The sequence below is a fragment of the Rhizobacter sp. P2_H2 genome (assembly GCF_056403375.1).
In genome coordinates, this window is the sequence record NZ_JBFUFP010000001.1 from 54,311 (window position 1) to 79,810 (window position 25,500).

19 protein-coding genes and 1 tRNA gene are annotated in these 25,500 nt (G+C 69.6%); 8 read left to right on the forward strand and 12 right to left on the reverse strand.

Going from position 1 to position 25,500, the window contains the following annotated elements:
• Window positions 1-219 precede the first annotated feature (219 nt).
• On the forward strand, window positions 220-2,256 hold the full coding sequence (gene fusA / locus AC1D15_RS00245) for an elongation factor G (RefSeq protein ID WP_477824462.1): 2,037 nt from the start codon (window positions 220-222) through the stop codon (window positions 2,254-2,256).
• Here fusA and AC1D15_RS00250 read toward each other — a convergent pair.
• Window positions 2,253-2,936 (reverse strand): NUDIX hydrolase, encoded by a 684-nt coding sequence (locus tag AC1D15_RS00250; RefSeq protein WP_477824463.1) that lies wholly within the window; start codon window positions 2,934-2,936, stop codon window positions 2,253-2,255. The genes fusA and AC1D15_RS00250 overlap by 4 nt on opposite strands.
• A 96-nt stretch (window positions 2,937-3,032) precedes the next feature.
• On the opposite strand from AC1D15_RS00250, the gene AC1D15_RS00255 reads away from it, so the two are divergent.
• The 5 genes from AC1D15_RS00255 to AC1D15_RS00275 are packed head-to-tail and all read left to right on the forward strand — an operon-like array spanning window position 3,033 to window position 8,808.
• Window positions 3,033-3,887, forward strand: coding sequence for a cysteine hydrolase family protein (locus tag AC1D15_RS00255; RefSeq protein ID WP_477824464.1), 855 nt, complete (start codon window positions 3,033-3,035; stop codon window positions 3,885-3,887).
• Window positions 3,888-3,922: 35 nt separating this feature from the next.
• Window positions 3,923-5,110 carry a nicotinate phosphoribosyltransferase gene (gene pncB / locus AC1D15_RS00260; RefSeq protein ID WP_477824465.1) on the forward strand — a complete coding sequence of 396 codons (1,188 nt, stop codon included), beginning with the start codon at window positions 3,923-3,925 and terminating at the stop codon, window positions 5,108-5,110.
• 10 nt (window positions 5,111-5,120) lie between these two features.
• Window positions 5,121-6,821 carry an NAD+ synthase gene (locus AC1D15_RS00265; RefSeq protein WP_477824466.1) on the forward strand — a complete coding sequence of 567 codons (1,701 nt, stop codon included), beginning with the start codon at window positions 5,121-5,123 and terminating at the stop codon, window positions 6,819-6,821.
• Window positions 6,818-7,909 carry a bifunctional nicotinamide-nucleotide adenylyltransferase/Nudix hydroxylase gene (locus AC1D15_RS00270; RefSeq protein WP_477824467.1) on the forward strand — a complete coding sequence of 364 codons (1,092 nt, stop codon included), beginning with the start codon at window positions 6,818-6,820 and terminating at the stop codon, window positions 7,907-7,909. The genes AC1D15_RS00265 and AC1D15_RS00270 overlap by 4 nt, the downstream gene beginning before the upstream one ends.
• Window positions 7,906-8,808: an ADP-ribosylglycohydrolase family protein gene (locus tag AC1D15_RS00275; RefSeq protein WP_477824468.1), complete on the forward strand. Its 903-nt coding sequence runs from the start codon at window positions 7,906-7,908 to the stop codon at window positions 8,806-8,808. The genes AC1D15_RS00270 and AC1D15_RS00275 overlap by 4 nt, the downstream gene beginning before the upstream one ends.
• 7 nt (window positions 8,809-8,815) lie before the next feature.
• Here the strand turns inward: AC1D15_RS00275 and rtcA are convergent, their stop codons facing one another.
• The 5 genes from rtcA to AC1D15_RS00300 all read right to left on the reverse strand — a co-directional run bounded on the left by rtcA (window position 8,816) and on the right by AC1D15_RS00300 (window position 12,964).
• Window positions 8,816-9,859, reverse strand: a complete 1,044-nt coding sequence (rtcA, locus tag AC1D15_RS00280; protein WP_477824469.1) for an RNA 3'-terminal phosphate cyclase — start codon at window positions 9,857-9,859, stop codon at window positions 8,816-8,818.
• Window positions 9,860-9,861: 2 nt separating this feature from the next.
• Window positions 9,862-10,254: a zinc-ribbon domain containing protein gene (locus AC1D15_RS00285; protein WP_477824470.1), complete on the reverse strand. Its 393-nt coding sequence runs from the start codon at window positions 10,252-10,254 to the stop codon at window positions 9,862-9,864.
• An 11-nt stretch (window positions 10,255-10,265) separates the two neighbouring features.
• Window positions 10,266-11,495 (reverse strand): RtcB family protein, encoded by a 1,230-nt coding sequence (locus AC1D15_RS00290; RefSeq protein ID WP_477824471.1) that lies wholly within the window; start codon window positions 11,493-11,495, stop codon window positions 10,266-10,268.
• A gap of 10 nt (window positions 11,496-11,505) precedes the next feature.
• Window positions 11,506-12,639, reverse strand: a complete 1,134-nt coding sequence (locus tag AC1D15_RS00295) for a slipin family protein (RefSeq protein ID WP_477824480.1) — start codon at window positions 12,637-12,639, stop codon at window positions 11,506-11,508.
• A gap of 253 nt (window positions 12,640-12,892) precedes the next feature.
• Window positions 12,893-12,964 (reverse strand) — tRNA-Glu (locus AC1D15_RS00300).
• Window positions 12,965-13,320: 356 nt separating this feature from the next.
• Between AC1D15_RS00300 and rtcR the strand changes: the two genes are divergently transcribed.
• On the forward strand, window positions 13,321-14,919 hold the full coding sequence (gene rtcR / locus AC1D15_RS00305; protein WP_477824472.1) for an RNA repair transcriptional activator RtcR: 1,599 nt from the start codon (window positions 13,321-13,323) through the stop codon (window positions 14,917-14,919).
• Window positions 14,920-15,245: 326 nt separating this feature from the next.
• Here the strand turns inward: rtcR and AC1D15_RS00310 are convergent, their stop codons facing one another.
• From AC1D15_RS00310 to AC1D15_RS00335, 6 genes are all read right to left on the reverse strand, one after another.
• Complete coding sequence (locus AC1D15_RS00310) at window positions 15,246-15,428, reverse strand: hypothetical protein (RefSeq protein WP_477824473.1); 183 nt, start codon at window positions 15,426-15,428, stop codon at window positions 15,246-15,248.
• 39 nt (window positions 15,429-15,467) lie between these two features.
• Entirely contained in the window at window positions 15,468-19,085 is a 3,618-nt protein-coding gene (locus tag AC1D15_RS00315) for an ABC transporter permease/M1 family aminopeptidase (RefSeq protein ID WP_477824474.1), read from the reverse strand.
• Window positions 19,082-19,987, reverse strand: coding sequence for an ABC transporter ATP-binding protein (locus tag AC1D15_RS00320; protein WP_047503747.1), 906 nt, complete (start codon window positions 19,985-19,987; stop codon window positions 19,082-19,084). Before AC1D15_RS00320 ends, AC1D15_RS00315 begins: the two co-directional genes overlap by 4 nt.
• A gap of 138 nt (window positions 19,988-20,125) precedes the next feature.
• Complete coding sequence (locus AC1D15_RS00325) at window positions 20,126-21,040, reverse strand: SMP-30/gluconolactonase/LRE family protein (RefSeq protein WP_477824475.1); 915 nt, start codon at window positions 21,038-21,040, stop codon at window positions 20,126-20,128.
• Between the two features lie 56 nt (window positions 21,041-21,096).
• Window positions 21,097-23,868 carry a DUF3857 domain-containing protein gene (locus AC1D15_RS00330; protein ID WP_477824476.1) on the reverse strand — a complete coding sequence of 924 codons (2,772 nt, stop codon included), beginning with the start codon at window positions 23,866-23,868 and terminating at the stop codon, window positions 21,097-21,099.
• A gap of 132 nt (window positions 23,869-24,000) precedes the next feature.
• Complete coding sequence (locus AC1D15_RS00335) at window positions 24,001-24,855, reverse strand: LysR family transcriptional regulator (protein WP_477824477.1); 855 nt, start codon at window positions 24,853-24,855, stop codon at window positions 24,001-24,003.
• Between the two features lie 104 nt (window positions 24,856-24,959).
• Here AC1D15_RS00335 and AC1D15_RS00340 point away from each other — a divergent pair.
• Window positions 24,960-25,500: YbfB/YjiJ family MFS transporter (locus tag AC1D15_RS00340; protein ID WP_477824478.1), on the forward strand; the 541-nt coding region annotated here is incomplete at its 3' end.

Sequence of the window (25,500 nt, forward strand, 5' to 3'; positions counted from 1 at the left end):
GGCACTGCCCCCGGGGTTTTTGCTTTTCAGTCTGCACGTTACTGCCATGCGCACCTACGACAAGTTGATCGCCACGATTCAGGACCGCCAAAGCACGGGAGGCTTGCGCTCGTCCTTTGGCGTGTCCGTCGACAACACCCCAGCCATGCAAGTTACGGGCTAGCCCAGGCGGATCTTCGCCGGGGCCGGCCGAAACCGCCCCAGTTTGAAAGATTCGTCATGACCCGCAACAACAACACCCGGCTCCTTCGCAACATCGGCGTCATCGCCCACGTCGACGCCGGCAAGACCACCACCACCGAACGCATCCTGTTCTACACCGGCGCGAACCACCGCATCGGCGATGTGAACGATGGCAACACCGTGATGGACTACGACCCGCAGGAGCGGGCACGCGGCATCACCATCAACAGCGCGGCCACCACCGTGTTCTGGAATGGTGCGCAGATCAACGTCATCGACACACCCGGACACATCGACTTCAACATCGAGGTGAACCGCTCGCTGCGCGTGCTCGACGGCGCGGTGGTCGTGTTCGACGGCGTCGCCGGCGTCGAACCGCAGACCGAGACCAACTGGCGCCTTGCCGACAAGTACCACGTGCCCCGCCTCGCCTTCATCAACAAGCTCGACCGAGTGGGTGCCGACTTCACCCGCGTCGTGCAGATGATGGAGTCGCGCCTGGGCGTCACAGCCCTGCCGCTGCAACTGCCGATCGGCGCCGAGGACTCGTTCCGCGGCGTCGTGGACCTGCTCGGCCGGCGCGCCCTCGTCTGGCCGGCCGCCGATGCCAGCCAGCCGCCACTCGTCGAAGCCATCCCCGACGACCTGCAGGCGCAGGCGACGATCGCGCGCGCCCGCCTCGTCGAGGCGGTGGTCGAGCGCGACGATGCGCTGCTGCAGGCCTGGCTGCAAGGCGAGGAACCCTCGGTCGAGCAATTGCGCGCGGGCCTGCGTGCCGGCACGCTGGCCGGTGCCTTCGTGCCGGTGCTGGCCGGCTCGGCGTTCCGCAACCGCGGCGTCGAGCCGCTGCTGGACGCCGTCGTCGACTACCTGCCGGCGCCGGGCGACATCGCCACCGAAGGCCAACCCGAGTCGGATGCCGACGGCCCGCTCGCGGCCCTCGCGTTCAAGGTCGTCTCCGACGACCACGGCGCGATGGTCTTCGTGCGCGTCTACCGCGGCCGCCTGCGGCCGGGCGACAGCGTGCTCAATGCGAGCACCGGCCGCACCGAGCGCGTGGCGCGCCTGTATGAAGTGCATGCCGACAAGCATGTGGAAGTCCCGGCCCTGCAGGCGGGAGACATCGGTGCGCTCGTGGGCCTGAAGGACACGACGACCGGCCACACGCTCGCCGACAAGCGCCACCCGGTCGTGCTGGAGAGCATCTCGATCCCGGAACCGGTGATCCACGTCGCGGTGGAGCCGCGCACGCAGGCCGACCAGCAGCAGCTCGGCAAGGCGCTGGGCGCGCTCGCGAAGGAAGACCCGAGCCTGCGCATCCGCCAGGACGCCGAATCCGGCCAGACCATCCTGTCCGGCATGGGCGAGCTGCAGCTCGAGGTGACGCTGGAGAAGCTGCGCACGCGCCATCACGTCGAGGTCACGGTGGGCCGGCCGCAGGTCGCCTACCGCGAGACGGTCGCGCGCACGGTCGAGGTCAGCCACCTGCACAAGAAGCAGAGCGGCGGCCCCGGGCAGTTCGCCGGTGTCACGCTGCGCATCGCGCCACTGGCGCGCGGCGAGGGCTTGCGCTTCGTCAACCAGGTGACGGGCGGCGCGATCCCGCGCGAGTTCATCCCGGGCGTCGAGTCCGGCGTGAAGCGCGCGGCAGAGACCGGCGTGCTGGCGGGCTACCCGGTGGTCGACCTCGAGGTGACGCTGCTCGACGGCAGCTTCCACGAGCGCGACTCGTCGGTGCTGGCGTTCGAGCTGGCGGCGGCCGCGGCCTTCCGCGACGGCGTCGCGCGTGCAGCGCCGGTGGTGCTCGAGCCGGTGATGGCGGTGGAAGTCGTCACGCCGGCCGACTACCTCGGCGACAGCATCGGCGATCTGCACCGCCGGCGCGGCCACGTGCGCGCCCAGCATCCGCGCGGCAACGCGACGGCGCTGGAGGCGCATGTGCCGCTGAAGGAGATGTTCGGCTACATCGGCAGCCTGCGGGCGCTGTCGTCAGGCCGGGCGCAGTACTCGATGCACTTCGACCACTACGCCGAAGTGCCGCCGACGCTGCAGGCGGAGCTTCTAGCGGCCTAAGAGCCGAGCCCTCGCTCCAGCAGCGAGAGCGTGCGCCGGAACTCCCGGCGCACGCGGTACAGCTGGGCCGGCCGGTTGGCCCGGCCCAGCTCCAGCTCGCCGTCGATCGGCTCCAGCATCGCCAGCTCGTCCATCTTGCGGCGAAAGCTCACCTTGTTGACCGGTTCGCCGAGCACCGCCTCGTACACCGACTGCAGCTGCGGCAGCGTGAAGCGCTCGCCGCACAGGTGCACCGGCAGCGACGAGTAGTGGCTCTTCACCCGCACCCGCGACACCGCCAGCTCGACGATGCGCCGGTGATCGAAGGGCAGCGCCGGCAGGCGGTCGGCCGGCATCAATCGCAGCTGCGCCGCATCGACGGGCAGCAGTTGCCGCGGCACCAGCGCGTAATAGGCCACCGAGATCGACCAGCCGCGCGGATCGCGGGCCGGGCCGGACAGGGTCGCGAGCTGCTCCAGGTACGGGCTCGCGATGCCGGTCTTGTCGCGCAACACGCGCACCGCGGCGTCCTCGGCGTCCCGGTCTTCCTGCTGGTGCACATAGCCGCCCGGCAGCGCCGGCATGCCGAGGAACGGCTCGCGGTCGCGCAGGTGCAGCACCACGTGCAAGGCACCGTCGTGCAGCGTCAGCAGCACGACATCGACAGTGCAGATGATGGGCGGGAAGGTGTCTACAGCCATGCCGCGATGTTAGGGCCGCCCCCTCTTTACCTTAGTTAGTTGCAATGTTGATCTAACTCATCTAGAGTACGGTCACGTTCAAGACGAAAGCCTGCGATGAAACCGCGAACCCAGCTCCTGATCATCGACCCGCAGAACGACTTCTGCGACCTCCCCGCCGCCTGGCGCCCGGCCGATCCGCTGACCGGCACGGCGCTCGCGCCGGCGCTGCCGGTGGCCGGCGCCCACGCCGACATGCAGCGCCTGGCCGGCTTCATCCGCCAGGCCGGCGATGCGATCACCGGCATCACCGTGACGCTCGACTCCCACCACCACGTCGACATCGCCCACCCGACCTTCTGGCAGCAGCGCGACGGCAGCGCGGTCGGCCCGTTCACGCCGATCACGGCGCGCGAGGTGCGCGACGGCGCGTTCCGCCCGCGCGACGCCGCAGCGCTGTCCCGCACGCTGGCCTACCTCGACGAGCTGGAGGCACGCGGCCGCTACACGCTGATGGTCTGGCCGGTGCACTGCGAGATCGGCAGCTGGGGCCACGGCATCCACGCCGACGTGCGTGCCGCCTGCAACGCCTGGGAAGAGCGCCGGCTGGCCCAGGTGGAGATGGTCACGAAGGGCGAGAACCCGTGGACCGAGCACTACAGCGCGGTGCAGGCCGAGGTGCCGGATGCCGGCGACCCCGACACGCAGCTCAACCAGGCGCTGATCGACCGCCTGGACCAGGCCGACCTGCTGCTGATCGCCGGCGAGGCCGGCAGCCACTGCGTGAAGGCCACCACCGAGCACGTCGTCGACCACCTGCCCGGCGGCCGGCTGGAACGCGTCGTGCTGCTGACCGACTGCATCAGCCCGGTCGGCGGCTTCGAGGCGCAGCAGCAAGGGTTTCTCGATGCGATGCGCGCCCGCGGTGTTCAACTTGCGAGCAGCGGCGAGATCCTCCGCCAATTCACCTGACAGACCTGACACCTTCGCCTGACCAGAAAGCCCCCATGCCCCCTGTGATCCACAGCCTGCTGGAGACCGATCTCTACAAGTTCACGATGTGGCAGACCATGCTGCATTGGCACCCGCAGACGCAGGCAGAGTACAGCTTCGTCTGCCGCAACGTGCCGGCGTACCCGCTGGCCGAGCTGCTGGCCGACGTGAACCGCGAGCTCGACCACCTGTGCTCGCTGCGCTTCGCCGAAGACGAACTCGCCTACCTGGGTGCATTGCGCTTCATCAAGTCGGACTTCGTCGACTTCCTGCGCATCTTCCAGTTCCAGCGCGTCTTCATCACCGCGCGGGCCGCCGGCGACACGCTGGAGATCATCGCGAAGGGCCCGCAGGTGCACGTGATGGCCTTCGAGATCTTCGTGCTGGCGATCGTCAACGAGCTGTACTTCCGCCGCTTCGACGCCGGCCCGGCGCTCGCCGCCGGCCGCGAGCGGCTGCAGGCCAAGATCGCGGTGCTGCGCGCCTTCGGCAGCGAGCCGCCGCGCCGCAACCCGTTCGAGTTCTTCGACTTCGGCGTGCGCCGGCGCTACAGCGGTGCCTGGCAGCGCGAGGTGGTCGCGACGCTGAAGGACGCCCTGCCCCAGTATTTCCGCGGCAGCTCCAACGTGCTGCTCGCGAAGGAGCTCGGCCTGGTGCCGATCGGCACGATGGCGCACGAGTACCTGCAGACCTTCCAGGCGCTCGGCGTGCGGCTGCGCGATTCGCAGAAGGCCGCGCTCGAGGAATGGGTGCAGGAGTACCGCGGCGACCTCGGCGTCGCGCTGACCGACGTGGTCGGCATGGACGCCTTCCTCGCCGACTTCGACCTCTACTTCGCGAAGCTGTTCGACGGGCTGCGCCACGACTCCGGCGACCCGGTCGCGTGGGGCGAGAAGGCGCTGGCCCATTACGCGAAGCTGCGCATCGACCCGCACACCAAGCGGCTGGTGTTCTCCGACGGCCTGACCATCGAGCGGGCGCTCGAGCTCTACCGCCACTTCGCCGACCGAACGCAGACCGGCTTCGGCATCGGCACCAGCCTGTCGAACGACGTGGGCCTGACGCCGCTGAACATCGTGATGAAGCTGACCCGCTGCAACGGCCAGCCGGTGGCCAAGCTGTCCGACAGCCCGGGCAAGACGCTGTGCGACGACCAGACCTTCCTCGCCTACCTGAAGCAGGTCTTCAACGTCCCCGCCTGAAGGAACGCGCATGCTGAAGATCACCATCGCCCAGCTGAACCCGACCATCGGCGACATCGCCGGCAACGTCGCGAAGATGGTCGCCGCGGCGCGTGAGGCGAACACGCAAGGCGCCGAGCTGGTCGTCTTCACCGAACTCGGCCTGACCGGCTACTACCCGGCCGACCTGCTCGAGGAACCCGGCTTCCTGCAGCGCGTCGACGCCGGCCTCGACGCCCTGCTGCAGGCCTCGCGCGAGCTGCCCGGCCTGCACTGGGTGGTCGGTGCGCCGCTGCGCCGCGACGGCCCCGGCAAGCGGCTGCACAACATGCTGCTGGTGCTGCATGGCGGCACGATCGTGCTGCGCTACGCGAAGCAGCTGCTGCCCACCTACAACATCTTCGACGAGCGCCGCCACTTCGAGCCCGGCCCCGATGTCGCCAAGGTACTGCGCATCGGCGACACGCAGGTCGGCATGATGATCTGCGAGGACGGCTGGAACGATGTCGCCGACGACTACGCGGTGAACCCGTTCGAACGCATGCGCGACGCCGCGCCCGACCTGGTCGTCTCGATCAACGCGAGCCCGTCCGAGATCGGCAAGCGCGAGCAGCGCCACCAGATCTTCGGCGACGCGAGCCGCCGCCACCGACTGCCGATCCTCTACGTCAACCAGATCGGCGGCCACGACCAGCTGGTGTTCGACGGCGCGTCGTTCGCGACCGAGGCCGACGGCCGCGTGGTCTACGAGGCCCATCGCTTCGTCGAGGACGTGACGACGCTGCGCTTCGCACACGGCCGCTTCCTGACGCTCGCCGGCGACACGCCACCGCCGGTACCGGCGGCCGGCCTGCCGACGATGGCGTTCTACCAGGCGCAGATCGTGCTCGGCCTCACCGACTACGCGCGGCGCTGCGGTTTCAAGCAAGCCGTGGTCGGCTCGTCGGGCGGCATCGACAGCGCGTTGACGCTGGCACTCGCCGCGCAGGCGTTCGGTCCGCAGAACGTCAGCGCGGTGACGATGCCCTCGCACTACTCGTCGGCCGGCTCGGTGGACGACTCGGTCACGCTGTGCCACAACCTCGGCATCGAGCTCTTCACGCACCCGATCGCCGAGCTGGTCGACGGCTACGGCGCGCAGTTCGAGCGCAGTTTCGGCAAGCCGCTGCGAGGCCTGTCGCACGAGAACCTGCAGGCGCGCATCCGCGGCACCGCGCTGATGGCCTACTCGAACAGCTTCGGCCACCTGCTGCTGACCACCGGCAACAAATCGGAGATCTCGGTCGGCTACTGCACGCTGTACGGCGACACCAACGGCGGCCTCGGGCTGATCGGCGACCTCTACAAGACGGAGGTGTTCGCGCTGTCGCGCCACGTCAACGAGGCCGCCGGCCGCGAGCTGATCCCGACCGCCATCATCGACAAGCCGCCGTCGGCCGAGCTCGCGCCGGGCCAGAAGGACACCGACAGCCTGCCGCCGTACGAGGTGCTGGACGAGGTGCTGAAGCTGCTGATCGAAGGCGATCGGCTTGCGCCGCGCGAGCGCGCCCAGTCGGCCGCCTTCGTCGCGCAGCTGCAGCGCAGCGACGAGGGCCGTGCGCTGGTCGAGCGGGTGCGGCGCATGATCGCCCGCAACGAATACAAGCGGCGCCAGGCGCCCCCCATCATCCGCGTCCGCCCCCGTGCCTTCGGCAGCGGACGGCAGATGCCCATCGCAGCGCACATCCCATGAGAACCGTCCCGTCCCACCCAACCGCCGCGCAGGGCCTGCACCACGACACGGCCGTCTACATCGGCCGCTTCCAGCCGTTCCACAACGGGCACCTGGCGCTGCTGAACCAGGCGCTGGCGATCGCGCCGCGGGTCGTCGTCGTGATCGGCTCGGCCCACCAGGCACGCTCGCCGAAGAACCCGTTCACCTGGGAGGAGCGCGCCGAGATGATCCGGCTCGCGCTGCCGGAGGACGAGCGCAGCCGCATCGAGTTCCTGCCGGTGCGCGACTACTACGACGAGACGCGCTGGCTGAAGGCGGTGCACGAGGGCGTGCAGGCGCAGATCGCGAAGCGGGCCGATCCGCGGCTCGGCTCGATCGGGCTGGTCGGCCACTTCAAGGACGCCACCAGCGAGTACCTGCAGGGCTTCCCGGGCTGGCGGCTGCACAGCGTCGCGCGCATCGCCGCGGCCGACGGCACCGCGCTGCGCGATGCGTTCTTCGCCTGCGCGGCCGACGATGTCGACGCGACGCTCGCGGCGCTGGTCGGCCAGGCCCCGTCGACCACGCTCGGCTTCCTGCGCGCCTGGTCGCGCCTGCCGCTGTTCGAGGCACTGGCCGCCGAGTGGCGCATGCTGAAGGCCTACCGGGCTTCGTGGTCCGCCGCGCCCTACCCGCCGGTGTTCGTCACCGTCGATTCGATCGTGCAATGCGCCGGCCACGTGCTGCTGGTGCGCCGCGGCCAGGCGCCGGGCAAGGGCCTGTACGCGGTGCCGGGCGGCTTCATCGAGCAGCGCGAGACCGCCTACCAGTCGGCGCTGCGCGAGTTGCGCGAAGAGACCCAGCTGCACCTGCTCGACGCCAGCATGCGCCAGTGCCTGCGCGCAACCGCGGTGTTCGACCACCCGGACCGCAGCCAGCGCGGCCGCACGATCACGCATGCCCACCACTTCGACCTCGGCGGGCGCGAGCTGCCCGAGGTGGTGGCCGGCGACGACGCGGCCGCAGCGCTGTGGACGCCGATCGGCGAACTGCCCGCGCTCGAGGACCAGTTCCTCGACGATCACTTCCACATGCTGGATCACTTCCTGGGGCTGACACCGCGATGAGGCAGGAAGCCGCCCTGCTCGATCGCTACCGCGGCTGCCTGCTCGGGCTGGCCTGCGGCGACGCGGTCGGCACCACGCTGGAGTTCCGCCGCCGCGGCAGCTTCGAGCCGATCACCGACATGGTCGGCGGCGGTCCGTTCGGGCTGAAGGCCGGCGAATGGACCGACGACACCTCGATGGCGCTGTGCCTCGCGACCAGCCTGGTCGAATGCCGCGGCTTCGATGCCGAGGACCAGATGAACCGCTACGTGAACTGGTGGCACCACGGCTACCTGAGCGCGACCGGCAGCTGCTTCGACATCGGCATCACCGTCTCGGGCGCGCTGCAGCGCTACCTGGTAACGCGCAACCCGATGGCCGGCTCCACCGACCCGATGAGCGCCGGCAACGGCTCGCTGATGCGGCTCGCGCCGGCGGTGCTGTTCGGCCACCCGGACCAGCAGGCCGCGATCGACCTGGCGCGCCGCAGCTCGGCCACCACGCATGCGGCGACCGAGGCGCTGGAATGCTGCGCGCTGTTCGCCGAGTTGCTGTGCCACGCGCTCGACGGCCACCCGAAGGACGCGATCCTCGCGAACCGGCTGGCCAGGCCGACGATGCCGAAGGTGCAGGCGATCGCCGCCCGCGAGTACCTGCACAAGCGCGAATCGCAGGTCACCGGCTCGGGTTATTGCGTCGCATCTCTGGAGGCCGCGCTGTGGTGCTTCGCGCAGACCGACAGCTTCGAGGCGGCGGTGCTGCGCGCCGCCAACCTCGGCGACGATGCCGACACCACGGCAGCCATCGTCGGCCAGCTCGCCGGCGCGCACTACGGCAAGGCCGGCATCCCGGCGCGCTGGCTGGTGCGGCTGCACCAGCGGCTCGAGATCGAGGCGCTGGCCGACGCGCTGCGGGGCTGACCCGGCGTCACGCGCCGAGCGGCGTGACCGTGACGCACCAGTGGCCCTCCTGCCCCTGCGTCGTAATGCRCAGCGGCAGGAAGCGCTCGATCACCGCGAAGTTCGTCCGCGCGTGTTCCGTCAGCTCGGTGCAGCTGAAGCGCGCCGGCCGGCCGCTGCGCCACACCGCCAGCGCAAGCGGCAGCACCCATTGATCGGCCAGGTGAGGGCCGAGAGCGCCGCTGCCGGCCTGGTACGCGCGCAGCTCCGCGGCGAGCGACAGCGCGACATCCTCGGCACTGCGGCCACGCTCGCCGAAACTGATCACCAGCTCGGTGACGTGCTCGTGCGCCAGCGTCGCCATCAGCGCGTTGCCCGGGCCCTCGTTCTGGCGCAGCACCGGCACCTGCAACGCGTCATCGGGCCAGCCGAACTCGTGCTGCAGGATCGCAAGCTCGCGCGACGCCACGCTGCGCGGCACCGCCGCCGCCAGGGCTTCCGCATGGGCAGCGATCAACGCGCCGCGCTCCATCAGGTCGTACGGAAGCAGCCCCCCTAGCGCCGGCAGGATCTCGGCGACGAACTCGCCGCCGCCGGCCGGAAAGAAGCCGTGGCGGCGCAGCTGCAGCCGGCTGCCGGCGCCCAGGCGCTGCAGTAGCGGCGCATAGCAGCGCTCGATGAAGTGGAACGGCGGCGCCATCGGGTTGTGCGTGCCACCGGTGAGCGTCAGCCGGCTGGTGCCGCTCGCCAGCATCAGCGCCGGCCAGACAGTCTGCAGCACGAGCGTCGCGCTGCCGGCCGTGCCGACGCTGAAGACATGGTCGCCGGCGCACACCGCGCCGGGCTCGAAAACCAGCGTCATCGAGCCGGCTTCGGCGCCCTGCACCCGCGCGCCGCTGACAGCCTGCGCCGCCTGCACGCAGGCGAGGTGCTGGCGCATCAGGCCCGGCTTGGGCCGGCGCGCACGGATGTTCTGGAGGGCAACGCCCTGGCCGGTGCACATCGCGAGCGCCAGCGCGCTGCGCAGGATCTGGCCGCCACCCTCCCCGGTGGCGCCGTCGAGTTCGATCATGTTCATTTCCTGTTGGCCATCGCTTCCTGCTTGCGCACCAGCCCGGCCTGCGCAACGATTCGAGCCGCTTCGACGCGCGCCTGTTCGATGCGCCGGCACGGCCGGCAGCGAACGGCCTGGCTGTAGATGTTGCCCTTCGCGATCTCGTACCACCACTTCTGCTGCTTGGCCGTCCACACCTCGGCCCGGTTGCAATCGCGGCAACTGAACGCGCGGTCGACATAGAACAGCGGAAGCTGGCCGTACGTGTTGTTGTGAAGCAGTTGCTGCGGATCGGCGGCAACCGCCCCCACGGGAAGGACCCGCACCGGCGTGAAGCAATCGATGTTGCTGCGCGCCGCGCGCTGGATGCGCCGCGCCTTGATCTCGGCGCGGCGCTGCTTTCCGCTCTTCATCACTCCTCCCCTCACCCCTTCACGCACACCACCTGCTTCAGCGTGTGCACGACCTCCACGAGGTCCTTCTGTGCTTCCATCACCGCGTCGATGTCCTTGTAGGCCATCGGGATCTCGTCGATGACGTCCGCGTCCTTGCGGCACTCGACGCCTTCGGTCGCCTTCGCATGGTCGGCCACGCTGAACAGCTTCTTCGCCTTCGTGCGGCTCATCACGCGGCCGGCACCGTGGCTGCAGCTCTCGAAGCTCTCCGGGTTGCCCAGGCCGCGCACGATGAAGCTGCGCGCACCCATGCTGCCCGGAATGATCCCCAGCTGGCCGCGCTTCGCGCTGACCGCCCCCTTGCGGGTGACGAACACGTCCTCGCCGAAGTGGCGTTCCTGCTGCACATAGTTGTGGTGGCAGTTGACGGCCTCGACGTGCGTCTCGAACGGCTTCGCGATCACCTGGCGCACGGTGGCGATCAGGTTGGTCATCATCACCTCGCGGTTGCGCGCCGCGAACTTCTGCGCCCAGCCGACGCCGCGCACGTAGTCGCCGAAGTACTGAGCGCCTTCCTCGAAGTACGCCAGGTCCTGGTCGGGCAGGTTGCGCTGGTGCTGTTCGGCATCCTTCTTGGCCAGCTCGATGAAGTGCGTGCCGATCGCGTTGCCGACACCGCGCGAGCCCGAGTGCAGCATGAACCACACGGCGCCCTCCTCGTCGAGGCAGACCTCGATGAAGTGGTTGCCGCCGCCCAGCGTCCCCAGGTGCTTGCGGTTGTTGGTGTTCTTCAGGCGCGGGTGCAGCTCGCACAAGGCATCGAACTCGTCGACGAGCGTCGCCCACACCTGGTCGACGGTCTCCGGCGGGTTCTCCCAGCTGCCCTGGTCGCGGCCACGGTGGCGCGGCGTCGAGCCGTGCGGCACCGAGCGCTCGATCGCCGAACGCAGCGGGCCCAGGTTGTCCGGCAGGTCTTCGGCGCGCAGCGTGGTCTTGCAGGCCATCATCCCGCAGCCGATGTCGACGCCGACCGCGGCCGGGATGATCGCGCGCAGCGTCGGGATCACCGAGCCGACGGTCGCGCCGATGCCCAGGTGCACGTCGGGCATCGCCGCGACGTGCTTGAAGACGATCGGCAGGCGCGCCGCGTTCGCGAGCTGCTTCTTCGCCTCGGCCTCGACGGGCACGCCGCGGATCCACATCTTGACGGGCACGCCGCCTTCGATGGTTTCGGTGTCGTAGTTCTTCATGGTTTCCATTTCGTTTCCTCTAGGCCAGCTTCACCAGCCCGTTCAGCACGCCTTCCAATCCGCCGAACACCGAGATCTTGTCGATCCGTTCGGCCACGCGCTCCAGCGTCTCCAGCTCCTTCAGGCGCAGCGCGGTGGGGTTGTCCTSCATCACCTTGGCCGTGTTGAGCAACGAGCGGCTGGCCGCCGTTTCCTCGCGGCGCCGGATCACGTTGGCTTCCGCCGCCTTCTGCGCCTCGACCACCTGCGACAGGATGGTCTTCATCTCGCCGGGCAGCACGATGTCCTTCACGCCGACGCTCTCCAGCGCCAGGCCGTAGTCCGCGAGCTTGGCACGCGCATGGCCGGTCACGACCTCGTCGATCACCGCCTTGTTCTCCAGCAACTCGTCGAGGCTGCGGGTTCCCACCGCGGCGCGCAGGCCGAACTGCAGTTCTCTGTACAGGTGCTCGGCGGGCTTCTGCAGTTGCGTGTACGCCTTCAGCACGTCGGTGATCCGGTAGGTGGCCGCCAGGTTCAGGCGCAGGCTGACCTTGTCACGCGTCAGGATGTCCTGGCCGCTCACGTCGACCGCCTGCAGGCGCAGGTCCACCAGGTCGACCGAGACCGTGCGGTTGAACTTCCAGAACGCGTACGAACCCGCACCGAGCACGCGATCGACCTTGCCGTCGATCCACAGGATGCCGGCCGAGAACTCGTTCACCTGAACCTGCAACACGCCGGCCAGGCCGGACACGCCGCGGCTGCGCGCCTGCGTCTGCACCAGGCGAGCCGTCAGCACAGCCGACAGCTCGGCACCGGCCGCCAGGTCTACGACGTCCACCGTGACATCCACCAGGCCCTTCCAGTACAGGCGGCGCGTGGTGGGCGCGAGCACTTCGACCAGCACGCCGTTGTCGCTGCGCAGGCCCACCTGCGTCTCCGACAGCTCGACCTTGACGAACTCGGCCGCGACCACCTCGGGCTCCTTGGCCATCAGGTAGTCGGCCAGGCCGTGCGTGAACGCAGGCTGGTCGAGCGCGAAGGTCTCGACGCGCAGGCGGTCCAGCCCCTTGAACACCCAGTGCCGGCCGGGCGCCAGCACGCGCTCGAAATCGCCGTTGCGCAGCAGCAGGCCACGTTCGCTCTTCTTCACCATCACACGTTCGAACATCAACATCTTCTTCTCCTCGTTCTTCTCATCGAATAGGTGCCGTTACAGCAGCGTCGGCGGACGGGGATCGCACCGACCGCTGGCCTTGCAACGCTCGACACGACCGCGGCCGTGGCGAGGGGTGCAGGCAAGGGCCGACCGGTTTCCCAGTGCGGGCCGCCGCTGCTGACGGAATCGTTCCGGACTCGCCGGCTGTCTTCCGCGTTCGGCATGGGTCTTTCGACCCGGCACAACCATGGCCTTTCGGCCAGCTTTCCTGGCGGGAGTCGAACCCGCGACGGACTCGTTGAAAACGAGTTGCTCTACCAAGCTGAGCTACAGATGGTGGGCAGCCCGGGACTCGAACCCGGCGCGACTTGCGTGCGTTCACCTGACTGCCCTCACACCCGACGTTCCCGAAGCGCGGTACGCAGGACACCGACAGGGCTGTCACACCCCGGATCCCCTGCGCCAGCGGGGCAGGCCTTCGCCTCAACCCCTGGCCATTGCACTCTTCGTTTGCGTCAGGACAGCACTTCCATTGCAGCGCTCGTGCCAGCGTGTTGCCTTGGGCTCTCGCCTCCTCGCAAGTGCTTGTCGCACAAGGAGTTTCTTCAAGTATCCCGGCCCGATTGGATCGGGATGCTTGAACCAGAACAGCCAGAATCTAGAATCATCGCTAGCCTCTTAGCAATTCAGCACATGAAGCACACCGTCGTCATCGGCTTCCTCGGCACCCAGCTCGATGCCGGCCAAGGTGCCGGCCGCTGGGAGAAGTGGCGCCCGACGGTCTCGCTGGTCCAGCAGCCCGACGTCGTCGTGCACCGCATCGAGCTGATCCACACGCCGCGCCACCTCGGCCTCGCGCAGCAGGTGCAGCGCGACATCGCCTCGGTCTCGCCCGAGACGCTGGTCAACCTGATCCCGATGGACGTGGCCGACCCCTGGGACTTCGGCGAGATGTACGGCGCGCTCTACGACTGGGTGCGCGCCTACCCCTTCGACACCGAGCGCGAGCAGTACCGCGCCCACATCACCACCGGCACGCACGTCGCGCAGATCTGCATGTTCCTGATGATCGAGTCGCGCTTCATCCCCGGTGTGCTGCTGCAGACCGCGCCGCCGAAGAAGCAGACGCACGACAACCCCGGCAGCCTGACGCTGATCGACCTCGACCTGTCGCGCTACGACGGGCTCGCCAAGCGCTTCCACCAGGCACAGCAGGACGCGGTCGACTTCCTGAAGGACGGCATCGCGACCCGCAACCGCGCCTTCAACGCGCTGATCGACGAGATCGAGCGCGTGGCCGTGCGCTCGCGCGCGCCGATCCTGCTGACCGGGCCGACCGGCGCCGGCAAGTCGCACCTCGCGCGGCGCATGTTCGAGCTGAAGAAGTCGCGCCACCAGGTGAGCGGCGAGTTCGTCGAGGTCAACTGCGCGACGCTGCACGGCGACGGCGCCGCCTCCACGCTGTTCGGCCACCGCAAGGGCGCGTTCACCGGCGCGGCTGCCGAGCGCGCCGGCCTGCTGCGCAGCGCGCATGGCGGCGTGCTGTTCCTGGACGAGATCGGAGAGCTGGGCCTGGACGAGCAGGCGATGCTGCTGAAGGCGGTGGAGGAGAAGCGCTTCTACCCGATGGGCAGCGACCGCGAGGTGGCGAGCGACTTCCAGCTGATGGTCGGCACCAACCGCGACCTGCGCATCGACGTGGCCGAGGGCCGCTTCCGCGAAGACCTGTACGCCCGCATCAACCTGTGGAGCTACGTGCTGCCGGGCCTCGCGCAGCGGCCGGAAGACATCGAGCCGAACGTCGAGCACCTGCTCGCACGCGTGGCCGCCGAGAACGGCCGCGCGGTGCGCTTCAACGCCGAGGCCCGGTTGCAGTACCTGCGCTTCGCCCAGTCGCCCGAGGCGCTGTGGCGCGGCAACTTCCGCGACCTGTCGGCCAGCATCACGCGGCTGGCGACGCTGGCCGACGGCGGGCGCATCTCGTCGGCGCTGGTCGATGCCGAGCTGCAGCGGCTGCGCTGGCTGTGGCAGCACCACGCGGGCGATGCGCCGGCGCACGATGCCGTCGACCTCGATGCCCTGCTGGGCGATGCCGCGCAGGCACTCGACCTGTTCGACCGGCTGCAGCTGCAGGCCGTCGTGCAGCTGTGCCGCCGCTCGCGCACCCTGTCGGAGGCGGGGCGTCAGCTGTTCGACGTCTCGCGCCGGCAGCGCAGCGTCGTCAACGACGCCGACCGGCTGCGCAAGTACCTCGCGAAACACGGCCTCACCTGGGAGCGGGTGACAGCCTGATGCCGCGGCGGGGGAGTCGAACCCCCTGGCCCTGGCCGCGCGGCATCGCGCCGCGCGGTATGTCGTTCAGGGCAGGGACCGCAGCATCCACTGCACTTCGGCTGTGTCCAAGCGCGAGCATCCCGTCGGAAGTGGTGTCTCGCTGCACGGGGTCCGGGTCCGGACCGCGCACATCCCGCGCCGCCAACACCATTTCGTGCGGTCGCGGAGGGCAAGGGCACACCCGAAGTGGAGCGGGTGGTGCATTCAAAACCAGGCTCGAAAAGCAGAAAGGCCCGGATCCATCGCGGAATCCGGGCCTCTGTGAACAGAGTCGAAGGGTGGGCCTACGCCCTGCCTTCTCCCGGATGCCGTCGATCGTTGCCGTAACCCTTGCCTGCCCCCATGCCCATCGCCACGCAGAAGCACTCGCCCGATGCGCGGGCGGCTTGCTGCAGGTGACGGGGAAGGTGGCGGCTGATCACGGTGGCGTCCTCGGATTCGTTGATTCGTTGCGCTTTTTCAAGCAAGGCGCGGATCGTAAAAACTCTTTACCGGTTCGTCAAGCATTACTTCACGGCTTGCTTCAACTCGACCTTCACGAGGTTGTCCTCCGAGATCCGGTCGATGCGCTTGTTGTACGGGTCGACCCCGGCGAAGGCCGGCGCCTTGTCGACCACCAGCGTGATCGACTGCTTGCCGCTGCGCACCGGCCGGCGCTCGAAATGCAGCACCGAGTCCGCGCCGAAGCCCTCCTTGCCCGGCTCGGCGCTGAAGATGCCGATGTCCACCGGCTCGTCGAGCGGGGCCTCGGTCTCCTGGCCCTTGCCGTCGGCGTAGAGCTTGCGCGCCTCGACCTCCAGCACCAGGTCGTAGCGGCCGTCGGCGCGCTTCGTCGCGGTCGCGGCGGTCGCCTTCAGGTCAAGCAGCGTGATCTTCTCGAACAGGTCGGTGATCAGCGCATCGTGCTGCGGCCCGGCCTCGGCACGCAGGATGCGCAGGAAGTCGCGGCTGTTCGGGTACGGCGCGGCCTTGAAAGCGTACGCCTTCAGCAGCTTCGCGAGCGCCCGGTTCAGCACCGCCTCGCCGACCACCTCCTTCAGCCAGTACATCGCGAGCGAGCCCTTCTGGTAGTGGATGTAGCCCTGGTTCTCGACGCGCGCGAGCGGCAGCTCCTCCACCACCTCGCCGCCGCGCTGGCGCAGGTAGCGGTCGAGCTCATACTTCAGGAAGCGGCGGATCTGGTCGCGCCCGTACATCTTCTCCATCACCAGCAGCGCCGAGTACTGCGCGAAGCTCTCGACCAGCAGCTCGCCGCCCTGCTGCGAGCTCGGCACCAGCTGGTGGCCCCACCACTGGTGGCCGATCTCGTGCGCCGTCACATAGGTCACCACGTCGATCTTCTGCGGGTCGGTCAGCCGCGAGATGAAGCCGATGTTCTCCGAGTACGGGATCGTGTTGGCGAACGACTGCGCGAAGTCGGCGTACGACGGGAACTCCAGGATGCGCGCCTGGCGGAACTGGTACGGCGAGAACTTCTCGCTGAAGAGCTCGAGCGACAGCTTCATCGCCTGCATCATCCGGTCGGTGTTGAACTCGTGCCCGGGCTGGTGGTAGACCGCCAGGTCGACCTCCTTCCAGCGGTCGCGCAGCACCGCATAGCGTGCCGACTGGATCGAGAAGAAGTGGTTGATCGGCGCGTCCGGCTTGAAGTGCGCGGTGCGCCGCCCGTTCGCCGTCGTGTCGCTGACGGTGTAGCCCGGTGCGATCGGGGTCTGGTCGGCGTCGGTCGTCACGGTGATGTCGGCGTCGACCCAGTCGCTGTCCTTGCGGAAGCCGTTGTCGGCCCGTGCCGATTCATCCTCCAGCGTCGGCGGGCGCAGGTCCGGCGGCAGGCCGTGCTTGCGGCGCTTCGCGCGGTCGGTCAGCAGCCCGTTGCGCGACATGCCGATCGCCGGCGTGATCTCGGCGTTGTTGACGAAGCTGCCGTTGGCAACCAGCCGCGTCAGCGGCTGTGCGTTCGGGAAACCGCGCTCTTCCAGCGTCATCGCGAAGCGCAGCACCCGCGTCTCGTCCGGCTGCATCGCCGGCTCGAGCTTGTAGATGCGGTAGTGCTCCTTCGCCCACTCGCGCTGCAGCGTCGCACCGGGCAGCTCCACACGGTCGAGCGTCGTGCGCTCGGGCCACAGCAGGTGCAGCGTGTCGACCGGCGCGCCGGTGCGGTTGCGCAGCACGTAGCTGCCGGTCGTCACCGCACGTGCCTCGCGCGGGTACAGCTGCACATCGAGCGTGACGGCAGTGATGCGCGGCTGCGGCAGCTTCTCGAACGGCAGGAAGTCGCGCTCGTACTGGGCCAGCTGCGCGTCGCGCTGAGGCTGCGTCACGTAGGCGTTCAGCACGTTGGTGTTGTAGTAGATCCAGCCGCCGCTCGCGATCCACACCACGAGCCCGAGCGCCAGCAGCGCGCCGGCCCCGCCATGCAGGTGGTGGCCCATGTGGGCCAGGCGCGGGCGCAGCGCCAGGTTCGCGCCGCGTCGCCACAGCGCGTGCGACAGCACCGCCAGCACCAGTGCGAACCCACCCCAGTAGACCTCGAACCAGGCCTGCGCGATCCAGAAGCGCCCCAGGCCGTTCATGTCCGACAGCGGTACCCGCGGCGTGCCGCCGTAGTTGTAGAGGTTGTGCTCGAAGCCCGCCGCCGACAACGCGACCGACGCGACGATGTAGAGCAGCATCACGCCCCAGCCGATGAACTTCTGCGGCACCAGCACCTGCACGAACACCGCGAGCACCGCCAGCAGCAGCGCACCGACGGTCATCGGCAGCACGAACCACAGCAGGTAGGCCACCGGCTCGAAGCGGGTGTAGCCCTTCAAGGCCTGCACCAGCATGCCGGTCAGCACCGCGACCAGCGCACTGGCCGCGAGCACCAGCGCGATCGCGACGATCTTCGGCAGCAGGTGCGCCCAGTCGGGTGCGGCGGTCGCGTCGACGATCTCGTGCATGCGACGCTCGCGGTCGCGCCACACAAGCTCGCCCGCATAGAAGATCGCGATGATGATCGGCATCAGCGTGAACGCACCGTCCAGCGTCTGCACCATCAGGCGCGTGACCGGCCAGGAGCCGCTGCCGTACCACTCGCCGCTGAACCACAGCGAGCCACCGGCGTTCAGCACGCCGATGCCGAGCAGCACGAAGAACGCCGGGCTGCGGAACACGAAGGCCATGTCGAAGCGGGCCAGGCGCCACAGCTGGGCGCGGCGCGTCGGGGCATCGGCGCGCGCGGCAGGCAGCGCGCCGATTGCGGTCGGCCTTGCGGTTTGTTCGGCGGCGTCCTTCGACTTCTTCGGTGCCCTCTTCGGCGTCTTCCCCACCGGCGCACGCTCCTCGAAGCGGAACAGCCGGCAGGTCAGCGCGAACACCGCGAGCGCGATGCCGGACCACAGCAGCCGGTTCGCGAGCATCGGCCCGGTCATCGCCGGCAGCAGCGTGTTGCGCTCGGCGGCCGTCCAGTACTTGGTGACGATGCTGAGCGCCGACAGGCCGAACGGGTCGAGCAGCGCTGCGATGCTGTCGTACTGCGGGTTGCGCAGCAGCCCGCGCATCACGAAGTACAGCACCAGCATCCCGACCGCGCAGACGTAGGTCCACATCATCGAGCGCGTCGCGGTGGCGGCCGCGAAGAACACCGCCGACACGATCAGCAGCGTCGGCAACCCGAATGCGAACAGCGCGTACAGGTAGTGCGCGAGGTGGAACGCGCCGACCTTCTCGGCGTCGACCCACGGCATCGCGACGCCGACCAGGATGCCGAGCGGGATCGAGGCCAGCACCCCCAGCGCGACCCCGTTCGCGCCGAGGAAGCGGCCCACCAGGTACGCCCCCTTGCCGAGCCGCGTCGAGCGGATGATCGGCGCGAAGCCGGTCTCGTCGTCGCGGATCACGACGTTGGACACCATCGCGACGACGACGAACACCGCGAACAGGCTCATGATCGCGAGCGTCTGCAGGATCGCGAACGGCGAGTTCAGGTGCACGTTGCCGCGGCTGCCGATCTGGATCGTGTCGACCGTGACCGAGCCGAAGGTCAGCAGGAAGAACATCAGGCAGCCGACCCAGAACACCGGGCTCTTCAGCTGGTAGCGCGCCTCGAAGCGCGCGACGTGCATCAGCATGCTGCCGCTCATGCCGAGGCTCCTGCCGCCACCCCGGCCGATGCGCTGCGGTGCTGGTGCAGCGTCGAGAAATACACATCCTCCAGCCCCGCCTCCACCGGCGTGAAGCCCGGTGCCGGCGCGTCGTCGGCCAGCACGTGCACGACCGGCCGGCCGCCGCGCAGCCGGGTCGCGATCACGTCCATGCGGCTGCGCGCGTCGGCGAGCTCCTCCTTGGCGACCTCGCCCTGCCAGACGCGGCCGGCCATCTCGGCGATCAGCGCCTGCGGCGTTCCGGTGCGCACGATGCGCCCGCCGACCAGGATCGCCATCCGCGGGCACAGGTCGGTCACGTCGTCGACGATGTGCGTCGACAGGATCACGACCACGTTCTCGCCGATCTCGGCCAGCAGGTTGTTGAAGCGGTTGCGCTCCTCCGGGTCGAGGCCGGCAGTCGGCTCGTCGACGATGATCAGCCGCGGGTTCGCGATCAGCGCCTGCGCGATGCCGAAGCGCTGGCGCATGCCGCCGGAGAAGCCGGCGATCGCCTTCTTGCGCACGTCCCACAGGTTGACCTGCTGCAGCAGCGAATCGACCGTCTCGCGCCGCTCGCCGCGCCCGGCCACGCCCTTCAGCACGGCCAGGTGGTCGAGCATGTCCCAGGCCGACACGCGCGGGTAGACGCCGAAGTCCTGCGGCAGGTAGCCCAGCACCGCCCGCAGCCGCGCCGGTTCGGCCAGCACGTCGATGCCGTCGAACGCGATGCGCCCGGCGCTCGGCTGCTGCAGCGTCGCGAGGCAGCGCATCAGCGAGGACTTGCCGGCGCCGTTCGGCCCGAGCAGGCCGAACATGCCGCGCGGGATGTCGAGCGTCACGTCATCGAGGGCGCGGGTGCCGTTGGCATAGGTGTGCGACAGCTGGGCGATGGTCAGCATGCAGGATCTCCGTGGGGAGGTGGGGGAAACGAGGGACGAACGGGGGACTCTACGGACGGCGCGACGAAACGCCATCGCGGTGCGACAGGCCGCACGGCGGGGCGGACAGGCCGTGCAGCGGACGGATCAGAACGTCAGTCAGAACGTCTTGAGGCCGTTGACCGGCAGCAGCACCGACAGCAGCGAGCTGGTCGCGCACAGGAACAGCCGGTTGCGCTTCGGCCCGCCGAACACGACGTTGGCGACGCGCTCGGCCGTCTTCACCTTGCCGAGCAGCGTGCCGTCGGGCGCGAGGCAGTGCACGCCGTCGGCCGCGCCACACCACAGCCGGCCGGCCTCGTCGACGCGGAACCCGTCGAACAGCCCGGCGCTGCAGGTGGCGAACACCTCGCCGCCCGCGAGCCCGCCGCGCGCCGTGACGTCGAACACGCGGATGTGGCGCGGCCCGCCCGGCTGGTGCGTGGCGCCGCTGTCGACGATGTAGAGCTTCGATTCATCGGGCGAGAACGCGAGGCCGTTGGGCCGCACGAAGTCGTCGGCGACGCGCACGCACTCGCCGCTGCGCGGGTCGAGCCGGTAGACGTGGCAGCCGCCGGTCTCGCTTTCGCCGCGGTGGCCTTCGTAGTCCGAATCGATGCCGTAGGCCGGGTCGGTGAACCAGATGGAATCGTCCGACTTCACGACCAGGTCGTTCGGGCTGTTCAGCCGCCGGCCCTGCACCCGGTCGACCAGCGTCGTGACGCGGCCGTCGTGCTCGGTGCGGGCGACGCTGCGCGAGCCGTGCTCGCAGGTGACGAGCCGGCCCTGGCGGTCGAGCGTGTTGCCGTTCGCGAAGTTGGACGGTGCGCGGAACACGCTGACGCGGCCGTCGGTCTCGTCCCAGCGCAGCATCCGGTCGTTCGGGATGTCGCTCCACAGCAGGTAGCGCCCGGCCGGCACGTAGACCGGCCCCTCGGCCCAGCGCATGCCCTGGTGCAGCGTGTCGACGCGGGCGCTGGTGCGCACGCAGCTGCGGAATCGCTCGTCGAGGATCTCGAAGTCGGTCTCGGCCATGGTTTGCTCCGGTGTGTTCCCGACAGCGCCGGCTGCCGGCGCCCGACTTTAGGAGATCACGCCGGTTCAGCCAAGCGCAGGCGGGCGGCCTGGTCCTCGAAGAACTCCAGCACACCCTGGTCGACGCTCTTGCGCCAGTAGTCTCTCGCGCGGCTGCGCTTGCCCTCGGCCTCGTAGCGCTCGCCGATGTAGAAGTAGGCCTCGCACAGCGACTCCTCGGGCGACTTCGTGGCCCGTGCCGCGTCGATCAGCGCATCGGCCGAGAGCGAGCCCAGCGCGTAGTCCACCAGCGGCCGCGGCCAGTCGGTGGGCAGCTGGTCCGACGGATAGCGTGTTGCCAGCGCGGACGGGTCGCGCCCGGCCTGACGCATGGCCAGCGCCAACCACAGCACCGGGTAACCCCGTCGCACGACGGCCCGGTCGGCCAGCATCTCGTCGAGGTCGGCCTGCGCGGCATCGAAATCCTGCTGGAAGTAGCGGGCCATCGCCCGCACCCGCCGCGCCTCGGTGTCCCGTGGATCGCGCTCGAGCACGCTGCCGGTCAGCGCCACGGCGCGTGGCAGTTCGCGCAACGCGACCGCATTGACGGCCGCGGCGTTCTGCGTTTCGGCAACGTCCGGCGCCAGCTCGAGCGATCGCGCGAAGTCGCGTTTCGCGTCGGCCAGCCGGCCCAGGTGGTCGTACTGGATGCCGCGCGCCGTCAGCGCCTGGGCCTGCAGCGTCGGCGACAGGCGCTTCGCGGCCAGTTGCGCAGACAGCAGCGCGACGCGCCCGTGCGCTTCCGCCTGGATGCGCGTCTTCGCCTTCAACCGCTTGGTGCGCAGGCCGTCGTCCAGTCCTTGCAGATCGGCACGCAACTTGTCGAGGTCGGTGGGCGACAGCGGCGAGATCGACACCGTCGCCGCCAGCCTGGGCCACAGCTTGTTGAGTTTCTCCATGTAGCCCGGCCACGCCGCAGCCTCGATCTGGTCTGCCGACACGCGCAGCACCGAGCGATAGTCCGCATGCTTGCGGTCGGCATCGAACGTGCCCTTCCACGTGAAATGGGCGTCGCCTTCGTTCACGATTTGCGTCACCGGCCGCGCCGTCACGTCGTCCGGGAAATCCAGCGTCACCGTGTGCCGGTAGGTGCCCGGGAGTGCGCCCGTATAGGCATCGCGCCGTGCCTCCGCCTTGGCAACCATCATCACGTCGGCGGTGGCCCAGTAGCCAATGTCGGCGACCAGCACGCGCTCGTCCGGGAAGCGCCAGAACTCCGGCACGCTGAAGCGCTGGACGAAGGTGACCGCATCGTCGACCTGCGAATCGACGACCTCCATCGAGCCCTGGCCCTTGGCCTTCGGGTACAGGCGCAGGTAGGGCGCGGCCAGTCGCGTCTGCAAGGCCTCGCGACCTTGCGTGGTGACGATATCCCGGAACGACTCGGCGAGGATCCCGCGGAACGTGATCCGCGATTCCAGCACCGGGTCGGTGTCGAAACGCTCGAAACGCAGGCTGTCCTCGACCACCTGGCGGTCCGTGTCCACCGCGTCCGGCAACGCGACCAGGGCAGTGGTCGAGCCGGTCAACGGCAGGCCGAGCCCGAAATCGACCGCCTGGCGGCCCTCCAGCGGTCCGGTCTGGCGGCTGCGCGTCGCGTCCAACCAGTAGGTCTTCCCTTCGAGCTCGACGCGGGCGATCACATGGTCGAAGGCCAGCGGGCCGGGCAGCATGCCCTCGACGCGCCCGCGCGCCGTCATCGACACCAACACCGGCGTTGCCGGAACGTCGAGCTTGCGCAGCAGCGCCACCAGCAGCGCGACCTTGTCCTTGCAGTCGCCGAAGCGTTGCTCGATCACCTTGTCGGGCGCGGCGGGCTGGTGCGAGCTGCTGCCGATCTCGGTGCCGAAGTAACGCACCTCCTGCTGCACGAAGCGCAGCGCGGCGCGCACCCGGTCGGCGGGCGCGGCCTCCTTGTCACGGATGTCCTGGATCACGGCGTCCACCCGTGCGCCGGCCGGCAGCGCCGCGAACAGCCCCTGGCCCCAGCGCGCCACCTCGGCCCAGTCGGCAAACTCGCTGGCCTGCCACAGCTGGGCTGCGGCCACGCTGAAGCCGGCGTTGGCATCGGGGCTGAAGCGCGGCACCGCGACACGGCGCCACACCGTCTCGCGCCGGCCGTTGCGCACCTGGGCCACGCTCGTCACGTCGGCCGGGCCGACTCGCACCTGCAGCGCCCGCTCGACCGGTGCGACCAGGCGCACCTGGTAGGCCTGCACCGGACCGCGCTGCGACGACAAGGCCTCGAGCGCGACGAACCTGCCGCCGAACACGGGGTTCGCACCCCGCACCGAGTAGGCGAAATCCACTTCATCACCGACCCGCACGTCGTCCAGCACGATCGACACCGTCACGCGCCCGTCGACCATGCGCCGCTCGAGCTGCGTCTCACGCTGCATCAGCTGGATGCGGCGGCGGTCCAGCTTGGCGATGCGTTTGCCGTTGCGCACCAGGTCGAGGTGATGCAGCGTGAAGGTCTGGTAGCTGGGGTCGAACTCGAGCTCGATCTGCGACGCGACGGACAGGCCGGCGTCGGTGTCGATGACGCGCACCACATGGTTGTAGTCCCAGATCGACTTGCCATCGGCGAGCAGTTGGCGGTCGATGACGCGGTAGTGCATCGAGCTGCGGTCGACCGAGGCCTGCGGCGCTTCGGCAGCGGGCACGACCCAGGCCGGGGCCGGCCCGGTGGCATAGCTGAAGCCGCCCGACGCGGCAGCACGCGTTGGTGCGGCAGCCTGGGCCTGCGTCTGGGCCAGGACCCCCGCCGACATGGCGAGGGTCAGCATGAGCGCGGCGAGGCGCCCGGTTTGAATCGGTTTCATACATCCTCCCGAGGGGCCGCGGCACTGTGCGTGCCGTCGGCGATGCAGCGATGTTATGCGGGGTGGCGGCCGGACGGGCTCGCACCGGCCCTGGATTCAGGCATTGCGCAACGAAACCTGCAGCGCCGCCAGCGCCGACGGCACCTCGCCGGCCCGCCACACCAGCGGCGTGACCCGCTCGCCATGCACCTTCGGCAGCGGATGCCACAGCACCGGCGGGCTGCGCAGCGTCGCGAGCACCGCCTGCGGCACCAGCGCGATGCCGGTGCCGGCCGCCACGCAGGCGACGATCGCGTGGTACGAGCTCAGTTCGAGGATGCGCATCGACGCGATGCGCCGGTCGCCGAGCCAGCGCATCAGCACGCGGCGGTAGGCGCAGCCGTCGGGGAAGCTGATCACCGAGTCGTCCTGCACGTCGTGCGCCCGCACGATCGGTGCGTGCGAGGCCGCCGAGATGATCCCCAGCCGCTCGCGGAACAGCGGCATCGTCGCGAGCGAGCGGTCGGCCGGCGCCTCGACGATGAAGGCAGCATCGATGCGGCGCGCCACCAGCGCCGCCAGCAGCGCATCGTTGGTGCCGGTGCTCAGCTCGACGCGCACCTCCGGGTAGCGCCGGTGGTAGGCGGCCAGCACCGCGGGCAGCCGGCTCGCAGTGGTGCTCTCGAGCGCGCCGATGCGCAGCACGCCGCTCGGGGCGCCGCCGACCACCGCCTGGCGCGCCTCGTCCGACAGGCTCAGCAGGCGATCCGCGTAGTCGAGCAGTACCTGCCCGCGCGGCGACAGGTGCAGGCGCTGCCGGTCGCGGTGGAACAGCTCGGCACCGAGCGAGGCCTCGAGCTGCTGGATGCGCGTCGTCACGCTCGACGGCACGCGGTGCAGCTTGCGCGCCGCCTTCAGGATGCCGCCTTCGTGCACCACCGCCCGGAAGATGGAGAGGGATTCGAGGTCCATGCCGCGATGCTGCCACGCCGGCGCCCACCCTGTTCGCCTTTCCAGAACAAGTCGTTCGGAATAATTCAATATCGCGGAACAGGCGCGGTGACTAGCATGCAGGCATGCCGAACCCGACCGCTTCCTCCCGCCCCGCAGTCCAGGCCGCGCTGGTCGGCGCGCTGTGCCTGGCCAGCGGGATGGGCATCGGCCGCTTCGCGTTCACGCCGCTGCTGCCGCTGATGCAGGACGCCGGGCTCTCGCTGCCGCACGGCGCGTGGCTCGCGAGCATCAACTATGCGGGCTACCTGGCCGGTGCGCTGCTGTGCGCGGCCTGGCCGCTGCCGGCCGGCGTGGTCGGGCGGGCCGGGCTGCTGGCCACCGCGCTGACCACGCTCTCGATGGGCCTGGGCGACGACTACCGCGCCTGGCTGCTGTGGCGCGGGCTGGCCGGGGTCGCGAGTGCGTGGGTGCTGGTCGGTGCGTCGTCCTGGGCGCTCGCGGAACTGGCGCGCCGCCAGCGCAGCGCCTGGTCCGGCTGGGTCTTCGTCGGGGTCGGCAGCGGGATGATGCTGGCCGGCGGGCTGGGCCTGGTCGCCGGGGTGCGCGGCTGGTCGGCGGCCGCCGGCTGGCAGCTGCTGGGCGCGCTCGCGGCCGCGGTGGCGC